This window comes from Streptomyces doebereineriae (genome assembly GCF_031845645.1).
GTDB classification, from domain to species: domain Bacteria; phylum Actinomycetota; class Actinomycetes; order Streptomycetales; family Streptomycetaceae; genus Streptomyces; species Streptomyces canus.
This window is the reverse complement of sequence record NZ_JAVREZ010000455.1, coordinates 1-419: the sequence shown is the minus strand read 5'-3', so window position 1 is coordinate 419 and position 419 is coordinate 1. Positions and strand designations below refer to the sequence as shown.

Annotated in this window: 1 pseudogene; it reads left to right on the top strand. The window is 64.7% G+C overall.

Annotated elements, in window-relative coordinates:
* A pseudogene (locus RNB18_RS52750) lies at nt 1-419 on the top strand (condensation domain-containing protein); the annotation flags it as partial.

The following is a 419-nucleotide window of genomic DNA, read 5'->3' as shown; positions in this document are numbered from 1 at the left end:
AAGCCCGGCTGATCGTCACAGCAGTCAGCGGCGACGCCACACTCCTCGACATCGACCGCCTCCACCCCGGCACAACCGTCATCGACGACTCCTTCCCCCACTGCTTCGACACCACACGCGCCATCACCCGGATGAACCACGCCAAAGACGTCCTCATCGCCGGCGGCGGACTACTGCACATCGGCCCCGTCCAACGCCACCTCGCCCAAGGACTCCCACCCGCCGCCGTCACGGGCTACCTCACACAACCCCAACTCCCCGACACCATCGCCTCCTGCAGACTCGAATCACTCCTCCACGCCTCCACAACAGACCTACCACTCGTCCACGGCACCGTCACCACACCCACCGCCCAGACCTACTGGCACACAACCCAAACCACCAAAACACACGCCGCACCACTCCACCTACACACCCAC